Here is a 17,342-nt window from a genome sequence, read left to right as displayed (position 1 = left end):
CGGTCACCCCCAGCTTCCGTGGGGCCGGTAGCCGTGAGCCATCAGGTCCTCCAGGCAGGCTATGGGCGCGTGCGGGACGATACGTCCGTCGGGGGCCTCGGCGAACACCTCGCTGGACAGCACCCGGCCGTCGACGCCGTTGACCTCGCGGACGGAGGTGACCATGCGCTGGAGGCGGCCGCCCGTCTGGAAGTTGTTGCGTCGCTGGATGAAGACGACGAAGTTCACCGCGCCCGCGATCAGCATCTGGCTGGCCTCGATGGGCAGCCGCTCGGAGGCCTGCAACGCGTACGTGGAGATACGGTTGAAGACCTCGCTGGAGCTGTTCGCGTGGATCGTGGACAGGGACCCGTCGTTGCCCTGTGACATCGCGTTCAGCATGGTCACGATCTCGTCGCCGAGGACCTCACCGACGATGACCCGGGAGGGGTTCATGCGGAGGCTTCGGCGGACGAGTTCCGCCATGCTGATGGTGCCCTGGCCCTCGGAGTTGGGCAGCCGCTCCTCGAACGCGACGACGTTGGGGTGCAGATCGGGGAAGGTGTCGAGGCCGAGCTCCAGCGCCCGCTCGACGGTGATGAGCCGCTCGTGCGGCGGGATCTCGTTGGCGAGGGCGCGCAGCAGAGTGGTCTTGCCGGCGTTGGTGGCGCCGGCGATCATGATGTTCTTGCGGGCGCGCACCGCGCAGGCCATGAAGTGCGCGACCTCGGGCGTCAGGGTGCCGTTGCCGACCAGGTCGGAGATGAACACCTTGCCCATGCGCGCACGGCGGATGGACAGGGCGGGCCGCCGGGCGACGTCCATCACGGCCGACAGGCGCGAGCCGTCGGGCAGCCGCAGGTCGAGCTGCGGGTTGGCGGAGTCGAACGGACGCGACGACAGACCGGAGTAGGCACCCAGCACCTGGATGAGCTCGATCAGCTCCTCGTCGGTCTCGGCGACCGCCTCGCCCTTCACCTCCCGCCCGTCCGCGTAGCCGACGAAGACCTGGTCGCACCCGTTGATGTCGATGTTCTCGACCTCGGGATCGTCGAGCAGCGGCTGGAGCCGGCCCACCCCGAACAGCGCGGCGTGCACGGCGGCCGCGTACTGTTCCTCGGTCTCCGCGTCCAGCGGCGTACGGCCCGCGTTGATCTCGGCGCGGGCGTACTCCTCCAGGATCTGGGCGATCACCGCGCGGGCGTACTGCCGCTCGTCCTCCGTGGACATCGGTGTGACGCCGGCCGCCTGGTCCTGACGGCGCTGCTCGGCGATACGGTCACCGGCGTCCTGCCGGAACCGCTTGACCAACTGGTGGTCGACAGCGGTCATCGCCCGGCTCCGGCGTGGGGCTCCTGCGCCGGTACGGTCCAGGCGGCGCCGTACTGCTGGTGGAGGTCCGCGGTGACCTTGCGGGCCGACCGGATGAGCAGGGACTTGTCGAGGCGCCCGCGCCTGCGGCCGGCCAACTGGTCGGCGCCGGCCGGGTCGTCCGCGATCGTGCCGACGACCCGGGCGCCGGTCTGGGCGTGCACCAGCATGTCGTTGACCTGGTTGACCAGCTTGCCGGAGCTGCTCGGGTCGGCGACCAGGAGCACGCCGATCAGCGGGGTGGCCAGGGTGGCGGCGCCCCGCGGGCCACCGTGCAGCTTGGTGGAGAGGGCGGCGGCGCGGTCCCGTACACGGGCCAGGGCCTCGGGCTCGGTTCGCGAGACGAGCAGCACCAGGGCAGCGTGCGGGAACAGCTCCACGGCCGGGGTGTCCCCGCTGACGCGTCCGCAGTCGGCGATGACGTCGGCGGGGGCGTTCGGGGAGTCGGCGAGGGAGGCGAAGGCGCGGCCGAGGGTCGGCCAGAGCCCGGCGAGCCCGGCGGCCTGCTCGGCGATCCCGAGCCCGACGAGGACCTCGAGCCCTCCACTCAACGGCTGCACATGATCCCAGAGTTGATCGGGAACGAGTCCTCGCCGCGCGGTAGCGGCTATGGACAGCATGCCGGTGTTCGGGTTCAGCGGACCGCCGTGCGCGGCGGCACTGCGGTACACCAGGTCACCGCCCGCCGGGTCGGCCTCGGCGAGCAGCACACGCCGCGGCCAGACCGCCGCGAGGGCGACGGCCGCGGTGGTGACGCCGGGGGAACCCTTGTCGGCGGCGATAGCGATGAGCGCCATGGGTCGGGTGCCGCCTTCTAGTTGCTGGTGCCGGAGCCGTTGCCGGAGACGTGCACGATGGCCACCGCCCCGGCGGACGCGGCACGCGCCACGGCGGCGGCGTCGGACTGGTCCACGAGGAGGGTGAGGGAGAGGTTGCCGGTGCTGATGGTGGCGTCGCTGTCGTCGGACACGCTGCTCACCTTCGCGCCGTCGACGATCGCCGCACCGGAGGAAGCAGCCGTGGAGCCGCCGGTCTTGTTCGAACTCGAACTACCGGTGTCCACGTTGTACACGGCCACCGTGTCACCGGACTTGATGTCCGCCGGGTACTGGCCCTCCTTGAGGGCGACGCCCACGACGGCCTTGCCGGCCGGGAGGGAGTCACCCTCCGCGAACATGTCACCGATGACGACGGTGCCCGCGTAGATCGTGCTCTTGGCCTTGAGCTTCCGAAGCTGGCTCAGCTGCTCCCACTTGACGTAGTGGATGCTGTCGTCGGCGGCGACCATGACGGACGTCGTGTTGCTGTCGCTGACGGACTCACCGGGCTGGATGTCCTTGGTCACCTTGACGACCTCGATCCGGTCACCGGCCCGCAGCACGAGCGTCGTGGCCCCGAGCGCACCGAGCAGGATCAGCAGCACCGCGAGCGCGGCCAGCGCGGGCTTGCGTTCACGTGGAGGTGTGGGAAGCCGGTCCCCGACCGACGGCTGAGCCGGAGCGACGGAACGACCGGCGCCCGCCCCCGTACGCTCTTGGATCTTCACGCAACCGCTCCCCGTACATCCAAGAAAATGTCTGCCAATTGCCTTGCAAAAGCGGACACTTCACCCGCGAATCCCTTTTGCCGGATACCCATCGCCGGGGTCAGTGTCAAGCGATCGCACCGTATCAGTCGTACATAAGCCCCTCAAGGCGCGATCCCACTCCTTGACCTCACCCTGCTCACCATTTCAATCCGCAACTACCGCTCGCCACAAGCCAATTGGGCGACCGGAGCCGCAGGGCCGGGGCTCTGTGCGCCAGCGAACACCCCATGTCATGATCTTCCGGTGACGAGGACACCGACACCACCCGGCCTCCTCCCCCTCAACGGCGCGACGCTGGCGTCCGACGCCCGCGTCCTGTCGGCGGTCCGCGCGATCGGGGCACGCTGCGGGGTCGACTACACGGACGACGCGGCGGTGACCGCGCTCCTCACCGAACACCGCCGCGCCCTCGACGCCACCCGACGCGGCCCCTTGGCATGGCTGGGCGGCCTCACCCTCACAGCCGGCGCACTCCTCCACTTCCTGCCCCCCACCCTGCCCGCCCAGGCCGGCAAGACGGCTCTCCTCCTCACCGGCCCCCTGCTCGTCATCGCCGTAGCGGCCCTCGTCCAGACCCGCGTCCACTGGAAGCGCGCCCTGACCCACCCGACGCTCACCGGCTACCGCGAGGTGCTGGGGGTGGCCCGGGCACACGGGCTGCCGCTGGAGTACGTCCCCGGATGGCTGGAGGGCCGTACCTCCGGCCCGGGCGGGGAGGGAGGCGGGAAGGCCGTGGCGCCGATTCCCTCGTACGAGGGAGTACCGGCGGAGAGGGAGGATCCCCCGAACGAGCACGAGGGGCCGGGCCGCGGCGAGACGGACCTGAGCGAGCGCACCCCGCCCCCGGTCCCCCCGAAACCCCCCGCGGTCACCGCGTACGAAACGATCGCCGACCAGGGCGGCTGGCACGACGAGGCCGGCTGCCTGCTGGCACTGGCGGGAGTCGTCGGTGCCCTGTGGGCGGCAACGTCGGACGAACCCATCGGCTACGGCACCCTCGGCCTCGTTCCCCTGGCGATCCTGATCTGGCTGGCAGGCATGCGCCAGGGCGCCGAGAAGCAACGCCTCCGCACCGAGGCGGCCGCGTATGCCAGGGCCGTGGTGGCGGCGCAGGCGGGCGGGGCGCGGGTGCCGGAACTGTCGGCTGTGCTGCGGAGGTTGCTGGACGAGTAGCTTGCGTCGTTCGCCCCCTCTTCCCAGACACGCAGAACCACCAACAGCCCCGAACAGGAGCCCCCCCATGAAGCAGGCCCCGCTTGCTGCCTCCGCCATGACCATGCTGGTCCTCGCCACGCTCAGCGCGTGTGGCGGGACCGCCGACTCGGACGCCGTCGCCGACAAGCCGAAGGCGTCCGTCTCGTCGGCGCCTGAGGTGAGCCCGTCCGCGCGGATCGCAAAGCTCATGGTCACCGACGCGGATGTCAAGGGATTCATCGTGCGCAAGCCGAACACCGACTTCGTCTTCGCCAAGTCCCGGGACGAGGTCACGGTGAACAAGCAGGCGTGTACCTCTCTGGCGTACGCGATGAATCAACTCCCCCTGGGGGAACCGAAGGCGGACCTCACCCGCGTGGTCGCCAAGGAGAAGGCCGCGGACTTCGACGGGTTCACCTACATCACGCTCGCCGCATACGACTCCGACGAAGCGCAGAAGGTCATGGCCGACGTTTCGAAGTCGGTGAAGGCCTGCACGGGCGGTTTCACGGCCAAGGCGAGCGGCGGTACGACGACGTACGCCTCCCTCACCACCGAGCGGGTCACGGCCGTCGGCGACGAGTCCCTCGGCTTCAAGGCCACGATGTCTTTCCGGGGCGCCACCCACACCATGCACACCGAGGTGGTCCGCAACGCGGACGTCATCGGCGTCTACTTCTCCGTGAACGGCATCGCCATCGCCAACGCGAGGCCGAGTGACGCCAAGTTGCCTGCGTCGGTGGTGGCGGCGCAGAGCTCGAAGCTGGGCTGAATCCTGGAGTCTTCGCAGCCGGGAAGAGCCTCGGTCCAGCCTGGCGAAACCACGAACCTCACCGATAACGTCATTGCCCACAACCGCGTCTACGTCTCACGGGGAGTCCACTGTGAAGCGCCGCCCTTTGCCCGTTGCCATCGCGTTCGCCGCAACGGCGACACTCCTGCTCGCGGCCTGCGGGGACGGGGGCGAGAAGGCCGAGTCCAAAGACAAGATCGCAGGTGCGGACACGGGCAAGGCCACGAAGTCCGCCGCACCGAGCGCGTCAGCCGGCGACACCGTCAAGCGTCCCGACGTGTCACTGCCTTCGGACGTGAAGAACGTCTACGAGGGTTGGCATTCGAACGACACATCGGATGCTGCGGCACTCGAAGACACGAAACGACGCATCGACGCGACTGACGCCGCCATCACTGGTGACAACGTCAACTCGAAGGCAATCCCGTTCTATTACACGGGTGACGCGCTGCTCGGTGCCGCTGACTGGATCAAGGGCTACACCGACGACGACTACACGATCACTGGCGCGACCCGCTACTACAACCCGCAGCTCACGAAGCTCGACAAGGGTTCTGTGGCACTCACGTACTGCGCGGACGAGAGTAAGGCGTACGACAAGGACCGCAGGACGGGCAAGGTCGACAAGACCGCTGTGACCAACAAGTCCTACGTCTTCTACAACACCCGGATGGATCAGAACTCGCAGGGTGTCTGGCAGACGAGCAAGCTGGCTTCCGAGAGGGGCAGCGAGAAATGCACGCCGTGACATCGCGCGCGAAGTGGCTCCTCGTTTCCGGAACGGCCACCACACTCGCCCTGCTACCCGGCACGGCGTTCGCTGACCGGCATCACGGCGGCTCTTCCCAGGGCAATTACCACAGCAGTGGAAAGCAAGCGGGCGGGTCCATCGAGTCCCGGATCACATTCTCCGGATCAACTCGGGGCGGTAGCGGCAGCTCGTCGCAAGCGGTGACCCCCGTCGGTGACTGGACCCCGCCCGCCTGCTGGTACGAGCCGATCTCGGCAAGGGACTTCGCCAAACGAACCGAGGCAAGCTATGACGAGGTGGTGAACAACCCCGCGCAGCCCGACTATGCCAAGGCCGCGACGGGCCAGTTCCGGGACATTTACAAGGACGGCAAGTACAAGAACTACAATCTCGACAAGAAGGACGAGGGTAACTGGTGGGTGGCGGTCCAGGACGACAACCGCCTCGACGAACCCGGCGCCTGGGACTGCAGCGAGCTCCCCTTCTGGGTCGAGAACGGTGACACCCCGAAGGTCAAGAACGCGGTCACTCCGCAAGTACTCGCCGAACTCGCTTACAATCGCATTCAGTTGCCGACCACAGAGGTGACGCTGGCGCCGGCGAATACGACCAAGGTCAACCTCCCGACCTGGGCCTGGCTGGACAAGGCCAAGTTCAAGGACGTCTCGGTGACCGCCTCCCTCAACGTAGCGGGTCTCAACATCCAGGCCACAACCACAGCGATGCCGGTCTCCCTCAAACTCGAACCCGGCACCAGCGACGCCCAGACCTACCCGGCCTCCGGCGAGTGCGCCATCAACGCCGACGGCTCCATCGGTGAGCCCTACGCCAAGGGCAAGGCCGACCAGACCCCGCCCTGCGGCATCAAGTACCTCCGCTCCTCCGGAGACGGCACGTACAAGCTGAAGGCGACCGTCACCTGGCAGATCAGCTGGACGGGGTCCGGCGGCGCGGGCGGTGACCTTCCCGATGGCACCTTCGGGGCGACGCAGGACGTCACCGTGCAGGAAGTACAGGCGGTCAACAGGTAAGACGGCACCCGAAGGGAGGAGCCGAAGGCGGGGACCTCGACAAAACCCGGCCGTTGGAGAGCAGCCACGGCCATCTGAGCAACTGGGCCAATGAGCTGGAGGATTTCCAGTCGGACGCGGATAAGGTCCTGGCGAACGCCAAGAAGGAGCAGGAAGAGCTGGAGGCCGACAAGGCCAAGAAGAAGTCCGGTGACAGCGGTGCGTACTCGGACAAGGGGACGGACGAGGACCCACTACAGAAGTACCGCCCCCAGCTCGACCGAATCACCGGCGACCGCCACAAGCGCGCCGCGCACTACGCGGGGAAGATCGGTGAGCAACTGGACGACGTCATCGAGGACAGCTGGTGGGACAACGTCAAGGGCTGGATTCACGACAACATCGATGCCATCAAGTTCGTACTCGACGCCCTCGGCTGGGTGGCGGCGGTACTCGGCTTCATCGCGCTCTTCATCCCTGGTCTCAATGTTCTCGTCATCGGCATCTCGATCTTCATCGCCGCATCGAGATTCCTCATGTACCTGGCGGGTGAGGCCAGCCTCGCCGAAGTCACGGTCGACTGCATCGGTCTCGTCACCATGGCTCTCGGCGTGGGAATGCTGTCGAAGCTGAAGGTTGCGAACAACGCCGTCAAGGCTGCTTCGAAAGCTCAGCGTCTGAGCCGGCTCAAGGCCGCCGTGCGGGCCAACAAGTCGGCGCTGAGGGTATCCAGCGGGTTATCGCGGAGACCACCGATGACGGACTAAGGCAGTTCGGCGGCCAGACGCTCAACCGCATGCGCAGGGAAATCCTGGACAACGTCGGCCGCGTGGCCGACGAGGCGGAGGTTCCACTCAGTCGGCTGGAACGTCTCGGCCTGGGTGACTCCGACGCCCGTGCGCTGGTCGAGAACATCCGTCAGAACGCGGGAACGTTCCCCAACGCAGCCAATGCTCTCGGCCGCTCGGAGGCCTATTACCGTACGGCGGTCGGCGCCGCGACCTTCGGTACGGCCGCCGACTTCACCGACAAGGCACTCGGCGAGAGCCCCGTATTCCCCGACAAGCCCTATTACGCACCCTATGGGGACGGCAAGGGCGAGTTGTGGAAGCTGCCCCAAGACACGCACTGGTAGAGAGCCTCACCGGAAGAGACAGTCACAGCGCAATGAACCCCAACACACAGACCGGATTCCTGGGACGGCTGGGCGGCGGTGAGATCGCTGTCGCCAAGTTGTGCGTCATCGTCGGCCTGGCTTCCATCGCGGTCGTCGTGGTGGCGACCCGGCTGCCCGATACCGCCAAAGAGTCGCTGTACTGGTTGCAGCGCGGCATCGTGTCCGTGGCCATCCTCACGCTGCTCTCGCTCTTCATCCGCCACCCACGGCACTCGAGCCGGCCCCAGGGACTGACCCAGCCTCTGGGGCTCTCCTTCTGTCTCGCCCTCGCCTCCTTGGTCACCGGCTTCTGGCCGGGCGTGTTCGCCGCCCTCGTGACCCCGCTGCTCGTCGTGGGCTCCTGGATCGCCGAAAGGTCCAGCCGTGCCTGAACTCGACGAGCAGCGCCGTTCCACGCCGGTCGGCTACAACCTCGTACCGCCGCCGGGCTGGGACCGGATCCCGCTCCAGAGCGAGTCGATGAACGACACCATCCTGCGGATCATCGACCGCTCCATCGCGAACCTGCCGCAGGACCTCCCCAAGGACGATGTCAGCAAGGCCCGCATGGAGCTGTTCAAGCAGCTCAAGAAGGCGGCGAGGCAGACTGCCAAGAACGACGGGCTGATGCTGTACCTGCCCGTGGTCCCGCACCTGCCCGACGGAATTTTGGGGGCGACGCAGCACGTCACCGTACAGAAAGCAGCGGTCAACAGGTAGCGGCAGCGGCTCAAGGGCGCGCGATCACCTCAGGAGGCTCTGCCCACTCAACCGAGGGCCTGTCACGCGGTCAGACCCACCGGAGAGAATGTGCGATGGCGTCGCACAAGTTTCCCATGGGGCCCTCCGTGCCGCAGAGCGGAACGGAGAACGCGAGAAGCAAGTACCCAACCTCTCCCGGCATGCGCACGTGGAAGCCCATAGTCGTCTTCGTGAGCGTGCGCACCGCCTGCCCTGCGGGCAGTTGGACGACCTCCACCGCTGCATCCGAGTCGGCCCGGCTTGTCAGCTCACGGAACAACTCGTCTGCGCCCGGGCCCTGCCCTGGGGGCATCGGTACTAGTGAGATGAGCAGAGAGGCCGGCAGCGCCGAACTCCCGGGCACCTCCGTCTTGAGGAAGAACTCCACCGCTCCTTGTGTCAGGCTGCTCTCGGCGGTGTTGCGCAAAGTGGTCCAAACGCTGCGGGCGACCTCCGGTGGGACGCTGTTCCTCGTGGTCTCCTTGTCCACGAAGGTCTTCAGCTGATGCCGCCAGCGCTCCCGCGTGAGATCGACCCGGAACCAGTCGCGGGGCACGAGAAGGCGATAATCGGAGGGTGGAGCCTCAAACGCGTTCACGCTCCTGCCTCAGAGGTGATGAGGGGCGAACCGTCGGCGTGGAATAGACGAATGCTGCTGACGGTATTGCCGAACATGGTGGAGAAAGCCTCCCAGCCGGCCGGCGTGGGCGTTGCCATCTCCATGGTGACGGTCGTGCCGTTCGGGAGCGGGACGTAGACGCGTACGTACCAGGTGGGGAACGTGAGACTTTCGCCAGTCTCGGTCAGGTCCCCGGCGAGCTGCGCGTCCCGGGCACCGATGCACGAGACGGCCCAGCCACAGGGAAGTTCGACCTCGGCGATCTCGCCCGCCCCGGCCCGGCGGAGGCTCGACGCGATGGCTTTCGCCGCGCTTCGCACACCTCCTTCGACTTCGGGGCTGTTGATCAGGGAGACCAAGACCGTCGCTGTGCAAGGTGCGCCTTCGACTGCGGTCAGGCAGATGCTCGCATAGCCGGCTCCCATGGCCTGGAGGTCACCGACGGTGAGTGCACAGACGAGGCCGAGCCGCGTCTTGTCGTCTTCCCCAGCTTCCGGAAGGGCCTTGTCCGCCAGTTCATCCAGCAGACGAACCGCCTCGTCGTCCGTCTCGTGGATGGGCAAGTCATGGAAGACTTCGGGCATCACCCAGCGAACGTGAATGTCATCCGCTCGCAGGGCGGGGGGAGCGGCCCCTGTCGGGACCAGCGCGGGCAGTTCGGTTTCGAACGTCACGAGGGCTGTTCCTGGTCGGGGATAGGACGGTCGGGCGCTTCAGGGAAAAACTTGCGAGATGTTGCATACATCCCATAATAAGGGTACAGGCGGGGAATGTCCGCGCCACCTCGTCGGGCGATACCGACAATCTCGCGATAAAGGCGTGCCCTGCATCGCGTGTTCCGAATGGACTTCTGACGCAGATCCCGCATTCGCAGGAGAAGGATTCCCGCGGTGATTGCAATGAGCAGTAGCGCATCGGCGACAAGGAAGGCGATCTGGAACTGACGCGACTTCCTGGATGCAACAAGGTCCCAGAAGGGCCAGGCTCCAACCCCCAGCACCAAGACGGGCAGGGCTAGGAGACAGCCCAGGAGACCGCCCTTCGCGGTGTCCTCGCGCCGCTGGAACAGCATCCAGTGCACAGCTCGGTCATCGAGGAAGTCGAAGCGCACTTCTCGCCCGTATCGTTCAGCCGCCGCTTTGGCAGCCGGCACGGCAGCAATGACCGAAGAGGGGACCATGTCGTGAGTGGTCCCCTGATCATCGATGAACTTTCCGAACTCAAGGGCCTGGTAGTCGCCCATCATATGACTCTTCTCATCCGGCAGGTGCCAAAGCGGCGTGGAACGACGCCGACGAGGGGCTCGGCTGCGGCGTCGGCGCAGGGGTCTTCGAGTCAGAAGAAGGGGGCGTCATGTCAGGCGCGGGGGTGGGTCGGGCATCGCCAGGTGGCGAACTGGGCCCGTCTGAACGGTCACCGTGCTGTGCAGCGAGCCCCAGATGCACAGCGAGATTACCGATCGCACCACCCTTGATGTACCGGGTGATGAGCTCGGGGGCGAACCCGGCCTCCGGCAGACTGATCTTGGTGATTCCCTTTTTCGCGAGGTATTTGGAGGCCAAACTGACACCTTGGTTGATCTTCTGCACACCCCAACCATTGGTGAATCCGCCCCAGACTCCCTGCTTTGCGGCGAGCAGCCGCATTCCCTTCGCTTCCGCCGAGAGTCCCTTCAGTGCGCCCAGGCCGGGCAGGATTCCCAGTACGTCTGTGCCTATCTTCAGAAGGTCAAGCTTTCCACCGCGAGCGAAGTAGTCGTAGAGACGACCGGTCAGCGCTGTGGCACTCATTATGGACCCTGCTGCGACAAGGAACACGGCAAGGGTGCCGCCCGACAGGACGACCGCCGCAACCAGGGCCGCCGCTGCCAGAATCGTGGCAGCGGTCGAAAACCAGTCCGCGTGGTCCGCGATCCAGTCCATGAACCCGCCGGGGTCGTGAATGCCGTCGTGATAGATCACGCCCTTGATTCTCTTGGCCGCGCGCTTCGCGGCCTCGTCACGGATGCTCTCCGCGACCTTGATCCTGCTGACCGCCTTGGCCATGAGATCCGCGGCGTCGTCCCGCTTCTTCTCCTGCTTCGTACGCTCCGCGTGGTCTTCCTTGGATGGGACAGTCCCCTTGTACGGCTCCAGCACCTTCAGAGCCGCCTTGTGATCGACCTCCGCGGCACGGAAGTCGTCCAGGGCCTTGTCCGCCATGCGCTGTGCCCGGTGCAGTTCGCTGGCGTATTCATCCGACTCGACATCGCCTTCGTGCACCTTCGTGCCAAGCGCGGTCGCGGCTTCGTCGTAGCGGTCGTACACCTTCTTCAGCCGACCCGAGGTGTCACCCGCTGTGTCGTGGAAGGCCCGCCCGGCCTCGCTGTCCCAGCCGTCGACCGACGACAGTGCCTTGATGTTCCGTGCCTGCTTGTCGATCTCCTCGGCCATGGCGCGCAGCTTCTTGCCGAGCTGTGCCACTTCGTACGGGTCTCCGGGTACCGGGTCGGAGTCGTACATCGGCGACCAGTCCCTGGGGCGGGCGGTCACTTCTTCCCCTTCTTTCCGCTCTTCCTGGCGTCACGGAGGGCGTTGGCGAGCTCATGGTCCAACTTGTCATAGGTCTTGGCTGCGTTCGCCGTGAACTTGGCCAGGCCCTCGATGTCCTCCATCAACTTCTTGCGGTTCTTCTTCCACGTGTCGGAGAAGTCGTCGAAGACGTCGCGGAGCTTGTCGCTGCCCAGGGCCTCGTCGTAGCCGTCGGCCGGATTGCCGTGCTTGTCGAACTCCTTGTGAATGGCGAACAGCGCGTCCGAGCAGTCCTTGATCATGTCGAGGTCCGCTCTCATCCTGTCAGCCACGCCGGGGCCCCCTTGAATCACCGATCTCATTGATGTGCCGGTGGCACGGTAACGACTTCGTCGCCGAAGGGGGTGGTACGCCCTGCGGCGAACCAGCCGGTCGCACCACCCCCGTTTACTCAGCGGCAGTTCACTTGCTCCGAGCCGCCTTCGCCAGTTCGTCGTCGATCTGCTCGAACTTGTCCGCCGCGTTGGTGAGGTAGTCGCCCATGCCGTCGAGGCCGTCGACCGTGTCCTTGGCGCCGCGGACGAACTCGTCGAAGTTCTCGTCGAAGGCCTTCGAGGAGCTCTTGGTGACGTAGCCGGACTCGACCAGGTTGGCGATGTACTTGCGGAGGGCGTCGAGCTTCTCGTGGAGCTTTTCCTTCTCCTTCACGACGTGCTTGGCTGCGTCGCGCATGTCCTGGTATGTGACATCAAGGTCCTTGGCCATGAACCGCTCCCTCTTCAAAACGCCGCAGGGCCAACCCCCGTGGCTCCCTGTCAGTCTTGCGGCAGCAGCTTACGGGGGTGGCTCGAGGTGTCACATCCCCGATCCGGGAACGAGGTTCGTTGCCTTCGGGAAGAGCGGATATCGTCACTTGCACTGTGGCGGCCACAGCGGCCTGGGGAGGACAAGCGTGCGCCTGACTCTGACCGTCGTCGACCCGTTCGGCGGGGGCTCGGCCGACGTCGTGCTCGACGCCGACCCCGAGTCCACCGTGGGGGACATCGCGCAGGAGCTCGCCAAGCAGGTGGGCCAAGGGGGTGCTCAGGTCATTCCCATTGGGCAAGCCGGGCAGGGCGGGCAAGCCGGGCGGGGCGGGCAGAGCCTTCCGGCCGTCGCGCGCGGTAGTGGTCCGCAGGTGTATGTGGACGGGTATGCCGTCGATCCCGGCGCGACCGTCGTCGGGTCGCCGCTGCGGGAGGGCGCGGTCGTCAGTCTCCAGGACCCTGCCGGGTGTCTGCCCGGTGAGCCCACCGGGCTGGTCGAGTTGCGGGTGGCCGGCGGGCCCGCCGCCGGGTTCGTGCACCGGCTGGGTGTCGGGCGGTACGACATCGGCAGCGGGGCGGCCTCTTACGTGCGGATCGACGATCCCGAAGTGGATGCGCGTGCGCTGACGTTGTCAGTTGCAACCGATGGCAGCTGCCGCGTCGTCGTCCATCAGGAGACCCGGGACGAGGGGCAGGGTGGGGGCGGCGTCACTCTCGACGGCAAGCCGATCGACGGTGACGAGTGGCCTCTCGGCGGGCAGATAGCCATCGGCAACACACTGCTGGAGCTGGCCCGTTACACCCCGCCCAACGCCGCCCTGAAGTGGTCCGACGACGGGGTCGGGCTCGACTACAACCGGCCGCCGCGGCTGCGGCCGCCCGAGCGGCAGACCAAGTTCCGGCTGCCTACGCCGCCGCGGGAGTACGAGGCCCGGCCGCTGCCCTGGCTGATGGCGCTGACGCCGCTCGTCGGTTCGGTCGTGTCCGTGCTCATCTTCCACCGCTGGTACTACCTGATCATGGCGGGGCTCAGCCCCATCATGCTGTTCGCCAACTACTTCATGGACAAGAAGCACGGCCGCAAGTCCCATGCGAAGCAGGTCAAGGAGTACAAGGAGCAGAAGGAGCGGATCGAGAAGGACGCGCAGGACGCCCTCATCGCCGAGCGGCAGGACCGGCGGGGCGCCGTGCCCGATCCGGCTTCCGTGCTCTCCCTCGGCACCGGGCCCCGTACCCGGCTGTGGGAGCGCCGGCGCACCGACCGCGACCATCTCCTCGTCCGCTTCGGCACCGGGCGGCTGCCGTCGGAGGTCGTGCTCGACGATCCCGAACAGGACGACCACCGGCGCCAGGTGACCTGGTACATCGAGGACGCTCCCGTCGCCCTCTCGCTGCGTTCCCTCGGCGTCATCGGCATGGCGGGCCCGGGTGACTCCGCGCGGGCGCTGGGGCGTTGGGCCGTCGCGCAGACGGCGGCGCTGCACAGCCCCATGGACGTGCAGTTCTACGTACTGAGCGAGAACTCCGCCCGGGACAGCTGGGACTGGGTGCGGTGGCTGCCGCATGCGAGGCCGGGCGGCGGTCAGGACGCGAACGTCCTCATCGGGACCGACGCCGAGACCGTCGGCGCCCGGATCGGCGAGCTGACGCAGATCCTCGACGCCCGGAAGAAGGCCGCCGAGAACAATCGCGGTCAGGGCACCTCGTTCAGCGAGCCGGACATCGTCGTCGTATGGGACGGGTCACGGCGGCTGCGGTCCCTGCCGGGCGTGGTGCGGCTGCTGCGGGAGGGGCCCGCCGTGTCCGTGTACGCCGTCTGCCTCGACGCCGAGGAACGGTTCCTGCCGGGCGAGTGCCAGGCGTTCGTGGTCGCCGAGCCCAAGGCGCGGGAGTACGACGCCGCCGGGCAGCAACCCGTGCGGCAGCAGGCCGCCGGTGGGTTCCCGGCCGGTGGCTTTCCCTCCTTCCACCAAGCCTGGCAGAGCACCGATCCGCAGGTCGAACAGGTGCAGCAGGCGCAGGAGTTGCGGCTGCGGGTCGAGGAGGCGGGGGCCGAGCGGCTGACGGACGTACGGCCCGACTTCGTCTCGCCCGCCTGGTGCCTGCGGCTGGCCCGCGCCCTGTCGCCGCTGCGGGACATCAGCGGCGAGACCGAGGACTCGGCGCTGCCGGGTGCCAGCCGGCTGCTGGACGTGCTCCAGCTGGAACCGCCGACCGGCGATGCCATCGTGGCGCGCTGGCGGATGGGCGGGCAGTCGACGATGGCGGTGATCGGGGAGTCGTACGACGGTTCCTTCGGCATCGACATGCGGCGCGACGGGCCGCACGGTCTCATCGCCGGTACGACCGGTTCCGGTAAGTCGGAGCTGCTCCAGACCATCGTGGCGTCGCTGGCCGTGGCCAACACACCGGAGAACATGACGTTCGTCCTCGTCGACTACAAGGGCGGTTCGGCGTTCAAGGACTGTGTGAAGCTGCCGCACACGGTCGGCATGGTGACCGACCTCGACGCCCACCTCGTGGAGCGGGCACTGGAGTCACTGGGCGCCGAGCTGAAGCGGCGCGAGCACATCCTCGCCGCCGCCGACGCCAAGGACATCGAGGACTACCAGGACCTGGTGAGGAGGGATCCGTCGCACGCGCCCGTGCCCCGACTCCTCATCGTCATCGACGAGTTCGCGTCCATGGTGCGCGACCTGCCCGACTTCGTGACCGGGCTCGTCAACATCGCCCAGCGAGGGCGTTCCCTCGGTATCCACCTGCTGCTGGCCACCCAGCGGCCGAGCGGTGTCGTCTCGCCGGAGATCCGGGCCAACACCAACCTGCGTATCGCGCTGCGCGTCACGGACGGCGGTGAGTCGTCGGACGTCATCGACTCGCCGGAGGCCGGCCACATCTCCAAGAGCACACCGGGCCGGGCGTACGTCCGCCTCGGGCACGCCTCCCTCGTCCCCTTCCAGTCGGGCCGCGTCGGTGGCCGTCGCCCCGGCGCGGCGGACCCGGCGGCCCTCGCCCCCTGGGTCGGCGAGCTGACCTGGGAGGACCTGGGCCGGGCCGCCCTCGCCAAGCCGAAGTCCGAGGCGCGGGAGGACGAGGAGATCACCGACCTGAAGGTGCTGGTGGACGCGGTCCGCGACGCCAACCGGACGCTCGGTATCCCCGCCCAGCACAGCCCCTGGCTGCCCGCCCTGTCCGAGACGCTGCTGCTCGACGAGATCGAGACCCCGGCGGCGGCAGTGGCCGCGGGCCCCGGCAAGCTGCCGCCCGCCCCGTACGGCGTGGAGGACCTGCCCGCCGACCAGGCCCGCCGCCCGGTCGTGGTCGACTTCGCGACCTTCGGCCACCTCATGATCGGCGGCGCGCCCCGCAGCGGCCGTTCCCAGGTGCTGCGGACCATCGCGGGCTCCCTCGCCCGCACCCACTCCTGCGCCGACGTCCACCTGTACGGCATCGACTGCGGCAACGGCGCGCTGAACGCCCTCACCCGGCTGCCGCACTGCGGCGCGGTCGTCGGCCGCAACCAGACCGAGCGGGTGATCCGCCTGGTCAACCGGCTCAAGGGCGAACTCTCCCGGCGTCAGGACCTGTTGGCGGAGAAGGGCTACGCCGACATCGGTGAGCAGCGGGCCGCGGCACCCGAGGACGAGCGGCTGCCGCACATCGTCGTGCTCCTCGACCGGTGGGAGGGCTGGATGCCCACGCTCGGCGAGATCGACCACGGGTCGCTGACGGACGAGCTGACGACGATGATGCGGGAGGGCGCGAGCGTCGGCATCCACCTGGTCATCACCGGTGACCGCACCCTGCTCGTCGGCCGTGTAGCGACGCTCACCGAGGACAAGTACGGCCTCCGGCTCGCCGACCGCAGCGACTTCTCGACGCTCGGCATCCCGGCCCGCAAGGTCCCGGAGGAGATCCCGCCGGGCCGTGCCTTCCGCAACGAGTCGGGTACGGAGACGCAGTTCGCGCTGCTGACTCAGGACACGACCGGCCAGGGCCAGGCGGCGGCGATCTCCGCGATCGGCGAGGCGGCGACGGCCCGGGACGCCTCCGTGCCGCGCGCCCGGCGCCCCTTCCGCGTCGACAGCCTGCCCAGCAGGATCTCCTTCACCGACGCCTGGGAGATGCGCGATCCGGAGGCCTCCCGGTCCCGGCTGTGGGCGCTGGCGGGCATCGGCGGCGACGAGATCGTGGGCTTCGGCCCGGACCTGGCCGAGGGCGTGCCGACGTTCGTCATCGCGGGCCCGGCCAAGTCCGGCCGCTCGACGGTCCTGATGAACTTCGCCCAGTCCTTCCTCGCGCAGGGCGTACGCCTGGTCGTCGCGGCCCCCCGCCAGTCCCCGCTCCGCGGGCTCGACGGCACCGAGGGCGTGCTGAAGGTGTTCACCGGCGACGACATCGACGAGGACGACTTCGAGGAGGTCATCGACTCGGCGTCCGTCGAGGAGCCCGTCGCCGTGCTCGTCGACGACGGCGAGATCCTCGAGGACTGCGACGCCGAGAGCCACATGAAGAAGATCGTCTCGCGCGGCGCCGAACGCGGCCTCGCCCTCGTCATCGCCGGTGACGAGGAGGACGTGTGCAGCGGCTTCTCCGGCTGGCAGGTCGACGCCAAGAAGGGCCGCCGCGGCATCCTGCTCTCCCCGCAGGACACCTCCAGCGGCGACCTCGTCGGCGTACGGCTCAACCGCAGCCTGGTGGGCGGACAGGTGGTGCCCGGCAAGGGGATGCTGCACCTGGGGGACGGGGAACTGCGTACGGTCGTGATCCCCGGGTGAGTGGCGGGTCGGCCAGGCCGAAGCGGAGGAGGGCGGCGCCGGCCGG

18 protein-coding genes are annotated in these 17,342 nt (G+C 67.9%); 9 read left to right on the top strand and 9 right to left on the bottom strand.

Annotated elements, in window-relative coordinates; genetic code table 11:
• Positions 1-3: 3 nt before the first annotated feature.
• Genes ACFY01_RS38425 through ACFY01_RS38415 form a run of 3 tightly spaced genes read right to left on the bottom strand, consistent with a single transcriptional unit; the run spans position 4 to position 2,896 of the window.
• Positions 4-1,311, bottom strand: a complete 1,308-nt coding sequence (locus ACFY01_RS38425) for a CpaF family protein (protein WP_390740420.1) — start codon at positions 1,309-1,311, stop codon at positions 4-6.
• Positions 1,308-2,147, bottom strand: coding sequence for a hypothetical protein (locus tag ACFY01_RS38420; protein ID WP_390740419.1), 840 nt, complete (start codon positions 2,145-2,147; stop codon positions 1,308-1,310). Before ACFY01_RS38420 ends, ACFY01_RS38425 begins: the two co-directional genes overlap by 4 nt.
• A gap of 17 nt (positions 2,148-2,164) precedes the next feature.
• Positions 2,165-2,896, bottom strand: coding sequence for a hypothetical protein (locus tag ACFY01_RS38415; RefSeq protein WP_390740418.1), 732 nt, complete (start codon positions 2,894-2,896; stop codon positions 2,165-2,167).
• 285 nt (positions 2,897-3,181) lie between these two features.
• Between ACFY01_RS38415 and ACFY01_RS38410 the strand changes: the two genes are divergently transcribed.
• The 8 genes from ACFY01_RS38410 (at position 3,182) to ACFY01_RS38375 (ending at position 8,562) form a co-directional block, all read left to right on the top strand.
• Positions 3,182-4,111 carry a hypothetical protein gene (locus tag ACFY01_RS38410; RefSeq protein ID WP_390740417.1) on the top strand — a complete coding sequence of 310 codons (930 nt, stop codon included), beginning with the start codon at positions 3,182-3,184 and terminating at the stop codon, positions 4,109-4,111.
• Positions 4,112-4,178: 67 nt separating this feature from the next.
• Positions 4,179-4,904 carry a hypothetical protein gene (locus ACFY01_RS38405; RefSeq protein WP_390740416.1) on the top strand — a complete coding sequence of 242 codons (726 nt, stop codon included), beginning with the start codon at positions 4,179-4,181 and terminating at the stop codon, positions 4,902-4,904.
• Between the two features lie 112 nt (positions 4,905-5,016).
• Positions 5,017-5,673 (top strand): hypothetical protein, encoded by a 657-nt coding sequence (locus tag ACFY01_RS38400; RefSeq protein ID WP_390740415.1) that lies wholly within the window; start codon positions 5,017-5,019, stop codon positions 5,671-5,673.
• The gene (locus tag ACFY01_RS38395; RefSeq protein WP_390740414.1) at positions 5,661-6,707 is read left to right on the top strand and encodes a hypothetical protein; all 1,047 of its coding nucleotides are present in this window, start codon (positions 5,661-5,663) and stop codon (positions 6,705-6,707) included. The genes ACFY01_RS38400 and ACFY01_RS38395 overlap by 13 nt, the downstream gene beginning before the upstream one ends.
• Before the next feature lie 53 nt (positions 6,708-6,760).
• Entirely contained in the window at positions 6,761-7,453 is a 693-nt protein-coding gene (locus ACFY01_RS38390) for a hypothetical protein (RefSeq protein WP_390740413.1), read from the top strand.
• A 29-nt stretch (positions 7,454-7,482) separates the two neighbouring features.
• Positions 7,483-7,821, top strand: a complete 339-nt coding sequence (locus ACFY01_RS38385; RefSeq protein ID WP_390740412.1) for a hypothetical protein — start codon at positions 7,483-7,485, stop codon at positions 7,819-7,821.
• A 32-nt stretch (positions 7,822-7,853) separates the two neighbouring features.
• On the top strand, positions 7,854-8,234 hold the full coding sequence (locus ACFY01_RS38380) for a hypothetical protein (protein WP_390740411.1): 381 nt from the start codon (positions 7,854-7,856) through the stop codon (positions 8,232-8,234).
• On the top strand, positions 8,227-8,562 hold the full coding sequence (locus tag ACFY01_RS38375; RefSeq protein ID WP_390740410.1) for a hypothetical protein: 336 nt from the start codon (positions 8,227-8,229) through the stop codon (positions 8,560-8,562). Before ACFY01_RS38380 ends, ACFY01_RS38375 begins: the two co-directional genes overlap by 8 nt.
• A gap of 70 nt (positions 8,563-8,632) precedes the next feature.
• Here the strand turns inward: ACFY01_RS38375 and ACFY01_RS38370 are convergent, their stop codons facing one another.
• The 6 genes from ACFY01_RS38370 to ACFY01_RS38345 all read right to left on the bottom strand — a co-directional run bounded on the left by ACFY01_RS38370 (position 8,633) and on the right by ACFY01_RS38345 (position 12,477).
• Complete coding sequence (locus ACFY01_RS38370; RefSeq protein ID WP_390740409.1) at positions 8,633-9,139, bottom strand: hypothetical protein; 507 nt, start codon at positions 9,137-9,139, stop codon at positions 8,633-8,635.
• 38 nt (positions 9,140-9,177) lie between these two features.
• Positions 9,178-9,876, bottom strand: coding sequence for a hypothetical protein (locus tag ACFY01_RS38365; protein ID WP_390740408.1), 699 nt, complete (start codon positions 9,874-9,876; stop codon positions 9,178-9,180).
• Positions 9,873-10,448 carry a hypothetical protein gene (locus ACFY01_RS38360; protein ID WP_390740407.1) on the bottom strand — a complete coding sequence of 192 codons (576 nt, stop codon included), beginning with the start codon at positions 10,446-10,448 and terminating at the stop codon, positions 9,873-9,875. The genes ACFY01_RS38365 and ACFY01_RS38360 overlap by 4 nt, the downstream gene beginning before the upstream one ends.
• 10 nt (positions 10,449-10,458) lie before the next feature.
• Entirely contained in the window at positions 10,459-11,703 is a 1,245-nt protein-coding gene (locus ACFY01_RS38355) for a putative T7SS-secreted protein (protein WP_390740406.1), read from the bottom strand.
• A gap of 26 nt (positions 11,704-11,729) precedes the next feature.
• Entirely contained in the window at positions 11,730-12,044 is a 315-nt protein-coding gene (locus ACFY01_RS38350; RefSeq protein ID WP_390740405.1) for a hypothetical protein, read from the bottom strand.
• Between the two features lie 130 nt (positions 12,045-12,174).
• Positions 12,175-12,477: a WXG100 family type VII secretion target gene (locus tag ACFY01_RS38345; RefSeq protein WP_165955698.1), complete on the bottom strand. Its 303-nt coding sequence runs from the start codon at positions 12,475-12,477 to the stop codon at positions 12,175-12,177.
• Between the two features lie 187 nt (positions 12,478-12,664).
• Between ACFY01_RS38345 and ACFY01_RS38340 the strand changes: the two genes are divergently transcribed.
• A complete protein-coding gene (locus ACFY01_RS38340; RefSeq protein WP_390740404.1) occupies positions 12,665-17,296 on the top strand; it encodes an FtsK/SpoIIIE domain-containing protein in 4,632 nt (1,543 codons plus the stop codon).
• The last annotated feature ends 46 nt before the right edge of the window (positions 17,297-17,342 follow it).

The sequence above is a fragment of the Streptomyces sp. NPDC001480 genome, assembly GCF_042894725.1.
Taxonomy (GTDB): Bacteria; Actinomycetota; Actinomycetes; order Streptomycetales; family Streptomycetaceae; genus Streptomyces.
This window is presented reverse-complemented; position numbering and strand designations above follow the sequence as displayed.

Excerpts from the sequence above, each read along its gene's own strand:
- ACFY01_RS38345 (WP_165955698.1), bottom strand. The coding sequence starts at position 12,477 with ATGGCCAAGGACCTTGATGTCACATACCAGGACATGCGCGACGCAGCC.
- ACFY01_RS38380 (WP_390740411.1), top strand. The coding sequence starts at position 7,854 with ATGAACCCCAACACACAGACCGGATTCCTGGGACGGCTGGGCGGCGGT.
- ACFY01_RS38420 (WP_390740419.1), bottom strand. The coding sequence starts at position 2,147 with ATGGCGCTCATCGCTATCGCCGCCGACAAGGGTTCCCCCGGCGTCACC.
- ACFY01_RS38355 (WP_390740406.1), bottom strand. The coding sequence starts at position 11,703 with ATGTACGACTCCGACCCGGTACCCGGAGACCCGTACGAAGTGGCACAG.
- ACFY01_RS38405 (WP_390740416.1), top strand. The coding sequence starts at position 4,179 with ATGAAGCAGGCCCCGCTTGCTGCCTCCGCCATGACCATGCTGGTCCTC.
- ACFY01_RS38395 (WP_390740414.1), top strand. The coding sequence starts at position 5,661 with ATGCACGCCGTGACATCGCGCGCGAAGTGGCTCCTCGTTTCCGGAACG.
- ACFY01_RS38425 (WP_390740420.1), bottom strand. The coding sequence starts at position 1,311 with ATGACCGCTGTCGACCACCAGTTGGTCAAGCGGTTCCGGCAGGACGCC.
- ACFY01_RS38360 (WP_390740407.1), bottom strand. The coding sequence starts at position 10,448 with ATGATGGGCGACTACCAGGCCCTTGAGTTCGGAAAGTTCATCGATGAT.
- ACFY01_RS38385 (WP_390740412.1), top strand. The coding sequence starts at position 7,483 with ATGCGCAGGGAAATCCTGGACAACGTCGGCCGCGTGGCCGACGAGGCG.